Raw genomic sequence first — 5,018 nt, 5'->3', positions numbered from 1 at the left:
GCATCAACTTTACTATGAGAGCTTGATATGTTCATTTATTTTTCTGAAGTACTTATTTGAATAATTTTTCATATATTTGCAATTATTAATCAAATTAAAAGCATGTATTTTTTATTTGTTTCAAATGAATTGTTTATAACATTATAATTAAAGTAGTCTAAATTAGTCTTTTGGGATAAGTTTGGACAATTTTATTAATAAGCAGTTTGGCGGAATCAAGATTAATGCATGTGTACAATTTAAAATTTAGTATATGAATAAACTAACCGCAACAATGGGTGGTATGCTATTACCACTGGTATTAGGTGGTTGCCAAGACACTGGTCAATCATCTGATAAAGTTATTGGCAAACCTGAGATTCAAGTCATAGATGGCAAGGTGACTGCAGAAGTGCTTGAGGCTTTTGGTAGGATCTCGTCTCCACTTCCATCTCCTGATGGCTCTAAGATTATTTTCCTGCTTGCTTACGAGAGTATTGAAGAGAATAAGTCTAATTCCGAGATATACTCGATGGATGCAGATGGAAGCAACATGAAACGTTTGACAGAGACTTCTTCCTCTGAATCGAATATACGCTGGATTGATAATGGGAATAAGATCGCATATCTACGGAAAGATGATAAGACAGGCAAGGTCCAATTGCATATTATGAATGCTGACGGATCTGGTGTGAAATGTCTTTCTGATGTTCAGAATGGAATAGAAAGTTTTGAAATTTCGCCTGATGAGACTAAAATTATTTTTAGTTCAACAATTGCAGCCTATAATAAGGATGAAGATTTATTTAAGGGTCTTGATAAGACATCCGGTAGGGTTGTCAATGATTTAATGTATAAACATTGGGATGAATGGGTTGATAATATTCCCCATCCATTTATCGCAGATTTCTCTGAGAAAGGGATTTCTGAATCTGTGGATATCATGGCTGGCGAGCCCTATGAATGTCCGATGCGTCCATTTGGAGGAGCCGATGCCTTTGCATGGTCGCCTGATAGCAAGAGCTTAGTTTATGTGTCAAGAAAATTGAAGGGGCAAGATTATGCGTTTTCTACCAACAGCGATCTTTATCTTTACGATATAGAGGGAAAAACCACTAAGAATCTTACGGAAGGCAATATGGGGTATGATACAAATCCTCAATTTTCACCTGATGGAAAGACTTTAGCTTGGCTTTCAATGCAAACTCCTAAATATGAGAGTGACAAGAAGCGATTAATGTTGATGGATATGTCTTCAGGGACAAAGACAGACCTGACAGAAAATTGGGATTATTGGCCGGAAAACTTCCAGTGGGCAAAGAATGGAAGCAAAATATGGTTTAATGGATATTTCCAAGGAGTTTCACCTGTTTTTTCAATTGATGTAAAGACCTGTAAAATTGACACCGTCGCTATGGATGTCTGTGATTTTGCAGATGTTGTTCCAGTTGCAGATAACGCAGTAATCGCATTACGGCATTCCATGAGATATCCCAATGAGATTTGCCTTGTATCTGATTCAGGCGTTAAACAGCTGACAGAAATAAATAGCGAATTGCTCTCTCAACTTAAATTAGGAGAAGTAAAGAAGGTCATGGTTCCGACCAGCGATGGAAAGGAAATGCTCACATGGGTAGTGCTTCCTCCAGACTTTGATCCGGCAAAGAAATATCCGGCAATACTATATTGTCAGGGAGGTCCGCAATCTGCAGTAAGTCAATTCTGGAGTTATCGTTGGAATATGATGATAATGGCATCTAATGGATATATTGTAATACTTCCGAATCGTAGAGGTCTGCCTGGCTTCGGCACAGAATGGAATCGACAGATTTCAGGAGATTACGGTGGCCAGAATATGAAGGATTATCTTTCCGCAGCAGATTATATGGCTAAGGAGAGCTATGTCGATGAAAAGAAAATGGCTGCTGTAGGTGCAAGCTATGGAGGTTTCTCTGTGTACTGGCTTGCCGGTCATCATGAAGGTAGATTTGCTGCATTTATTGCGCATGCCGGTATCTTTAATCTTGAAGCTCAGTATTTGGAAACAGAGGAGATGTTTTTTGCAGATTTTGATTTGGGTGGTCCTTTCTGGGATAAAGAGAATGCCATCGCCCAGCGCACGTATGCAAATTCTCCTCATAAATATGTCAACAATTGGTCAGCTCCGATACTTGTAACTGTGGGAGAATTGGATTACCGGATTCTTGCATCGCAAGGAATGATGGCATTCAATGCTGCAAAGATGCATGGTTTAGAGGCAGAGATGCTTGTATTCCCCAATGAAAATCATTGGGTGCTGCAACCACAAAATGCAGTATTATGGCAAAGAGTATTTTTCAAATTCCTTGATAAATATCTTAAATGATAATTTATAATTATTAAGTTTAGGGAGACCTTTCAGACTCATTCTGGAAGGTCTTTTTTATACCTAACAATAGGTATTTTTTATTATTGGTATGCCAATTTGCATGATACTATATTAAAAAAAGTTAACTTTGCATATAAATTATCTAAGAATATTTTATATGAGATTATCTGATCTTAACCCCGGAGAGACGGGCGTTATTACAAAGATATTAGGACATGGCGCTTTTAGAAAGCGAGTTATGGAAATGGGCTTTGTAAAGGGTAGAGAAGTCACAATGATACTTAATGCACCTTTACAAGACCCAATTAAGTTCAGACTTATGGATTATGAAGTGTCCTTAAGAAAAAGTGAGGCACATCTTATAGAAATCATATCGTATGATGAATGGGAAAGGCACCTTGAGCATGAACTTCATATTGATGTGGAGAATGGAGAGGAGAATAATCATTCGGTCCCTCATGATAAGATAATCAACATTGCATTGGTAGGCAATCCCAATTGTGGAAAGACATCGTTGTTTAATATTGTCTCAGGAGCTCATGAGCATGTAGGTAATTATGCAGGTGTCACTGTAGGAGCAAAATCCGGAACAATGAAATATAAAGGGTATCAGTTCAATATCGTTGATCTTCCCGGCACATATTCTCTTTCTGCATATTCTCCGGAGGAGTTGTATGTGATGAGGTATCTTCGTGAGGAAACACCCGATGTTATCGTAAATGTGGTTGTGGCATCTAATCTTGAAAGGAACCTTTATTTGACATCCGAACTCATCGACATGAATAGAAGCATGGTGATTGCTCTTAATATGTATGATGAGTTGGAAAAAAATAAATCAACTCTTGAGTATAAACAATTAGGGAAAATGTTGGGAGTACCTATAGTCCCGACAAAAGCATATACCGGTTGGGGTATTGATAATTTGTTGGATACGATTATAGAAGTGTATGAATTACGTAATCCTGATACTCGTCATATTCATATTAAATTGCGAACGGAAATTGAAGATGGAGTCCGCCAGCTTGTTGATAGTTTCAAGATTGACAGTACCCTTTCCCCAAAGTTTTCGCCTCGTTATCTTGCCATTAAAATGTTGGAGAAAGATCCCGAAGTGGAGAGGATTCTAAAAGATTATCCAAATTATCATGAATGGGAAAGAATCAGGAATCGGGCAAATGAAAAAATAGAGCGGGAACTTGGGGATGATGCCAATGCGATAATTGCTGCTGAGAAATATGGATTTATTCAAGGAGCTCTTGCGGAAACACTGCAAAACGGCAAGACTGAAACTGAAAATTCAACGAAGATAATTGACACATTTGTCACAAATAAACTTTTTGGATTCCCCATATTCCTCTTGATAATGTGGCTAATGTTTTGGGCTACATTTCAAATAGGATCTTATCCTATGGAATGGATTGAGATGTTTGTAGGTTGGTTATCTGGAAAACTTGGTGAATCTATGGCAGACGGCCCACTGAAAGATTTGATTTTGGATGGCATTATAGGTGGTGTAGGAGGTGTGATAGTATTCTTACCGAATATATTGATTCTATATGCTTTTATTTCATTTATGGAAGATTCCGGTTATATGGCACGTGTAGCTTTCATAATGGATAAACTGATGCATAAAATGGGGTTACATGGAAAATCCTTCATACCGTTAGTCATGGGATTTGGATGTAATGTGCCGGCCATTATGTCAACCAGAATAATTGAAAGTCAATCAAGCCGATTAATTACAATTTTAATAAATCCTTTTGTAAGTTGTTCGGCAAGAATTCCTATTTATGTTCTTTTATCAGGGGCTTTCTTCCCGAAATATGGTGCATGGATATTTACCGGATTATACATATTAGGAGTTGTGGTTGCGGTTGTGACAGCTAAGATATTAAGAAAGTTCTGGTTCAAGAGAGATGAAACTCCATTTGTAATGGAACTTCCACCATATCGGATACCTACAGCCAAGGCTACTGTCAGAAATATGTGGTCAAAGGCTAAGCAATATTTACAGAAAATGGGAGGAATTATCCTGATTGCGTCTATATTTATTTGGGCTCTCTCCTATTTCCCTCATTTTAATCTTGAAGATATTCCTCAGCAATACATATCGGAAGCAATTTCTGAAATGCCACCAGAAACAGTTGCAAATCATGATTCTGACGAATTGAGAGAGTTAGTTGTGAATGAATATCAACAAAGCAACTCAATACTCGGACATATTGGAAAATTCGTTGAACCTGTGATGCAGCCAATGGATTTTGGATGGAAAACTTGTTGTTCCCTATTGGCAGGATGTGCGGCAAAAGAGGTCGTGGTTTCTACGCTCGGAGTGTTATACGTTGGGGATGATGATACTGAATTATTAGCTGATAGACTGACAAAAACATCAGAGATCACAGGACATGCCCCTTTCAATGCAGCCTCCGCTCTTGCATTTATGGTATTTGTTTTATTGTATTTTCCTTGTATTGCAACAGTGACGGCGATAGTCAAGGAAACGGGTTCTTGGAAATATGGAGTATTCGTAATACTTTATAATACTATGATAGCCTGGATATTGTCGTTTGTTGTATATCGAATAGCTATTTTGTTTGCATAAGACATATAAATGAAGTCAGCCAAATAAATAGGGCATCTGAAATTTCAGATGCCCTATTTATTTGGCTGA

Annotated in this window: 2 protein-coding genes; both read left to right on the top strand. The window is 37.8% G+C overall.

The window, feature by feature from the left end; genetic code table 11:
- Positions 1 to 253: 253 nt before the first annotated feature.
- On the top strand, positions 254 to 2,344 hold the full coding sequence (dpp5, locus tag E5331_RS19925; protein ID WP_123484106.1) for a dipeptidyl-peptidase Dpp5: 2,091 nt from the start codon (positions 254 to 256) through the stop codon (positions 2,342 to 2,344).
- Between the two features lie 160 nt (positions 2,345 to 2,504).
- Positions 2,505 to 4,949, top strand: a complete 2,445-nt coding sequence (gene feoB / locus E5331_RS19920) for a ferrous iron transport protein B (protein ID WP_123484105.1) — start codon at positions 2,505 to 2,507, stop codon at positions 4,947 to 4,949.
- Positions 4,950 to 5,018: the final 69 nt, after the last annotated feature.

The sequence above is a fragment of the Lepagella muris genome, assembly GCF_004793975.1.
Taxonomy (GTDB): Bacteria; Bacteroidota; Bacteroidia; order Bacteroidales; family Muribaculaceae; genus Lepagella; species Lepagella muris.
The sequence above is the reverse complement of the archived record's forward strand: the minus strand, read 5'-3'. Positions and strand labels throughout refer to the sequence as shown.

Bases quoted from the DNA above. Each gene is read 5' to 3' on its own strand.
- dpp5 (WP_123484106.1), top strand. From the start codon at position 254: ATGAATAAACTAACCGCAACAATGGGTGGTATGCTATTACCACTGGTA.
- feoB (WP_123484105.1), top strand. From the start codon at position 2,505: ATGAGATTATCTGATCTTAACCCCGGAGAGACGGGCGTTATTACAAAG.